The following is a 287-nucleotide window of genomic DNA, read 5'->3' as shown; positions in this document are numbered from 1 at the left end:
AGCGCTTGCCCCCTCCACAGCCTGAGTCCGGCAACGGTCTCACCGGGGGAAACCCACCCGGCCGACATGAGGCTCTGGGACGCCGCTGTGGGGTTCAGAGGTCGAGGACGGCATCCCGCATCGCCGGCGGATACGGCCCACGGGCCGCGACCGCGCGAGCCACCTGCGCGGTCAGCTCCGGTACCTGCGGCCAAGGCCGCGACTGCATCGACATCCAGCACCCCACCCGCAACCGGAACGGCAAAACGGTCGCCACCCTGGCCAACGAGCCGTCACACCGGACGGCA

General features: G+C 71.1%; 1 protein-coding gene. It reads right to left on the bottom strand.

The genetic code is table 11. The features are described 5' to 3' along the window. Nucleotides 1–94 precede the first annotated feature (94 nt). On the bottom strand, nucleotides 95–287 hold a 193-nt coding region (locus tag JL475_RS41090; RefSeq protein ID WP_237409620.1), incomplete at its 5' end, for a hypothetical protein.

The sequence above is a fragment of the Streptomyces sp. M2CJ-2 genome, from assembly GCF_016757295.1.
Taxonomy (GTDB): domain Bacteria; phylum Actinomycetota; class Actinomycetes; order Streptomycetales; family Streptomycetaceae; genus Streptomyces.
The sequence above is the reverse complement of the archived record's forward strand: the minus strand, read 5'-3'. Positions and strand labels throughout refer to the sequence as shown.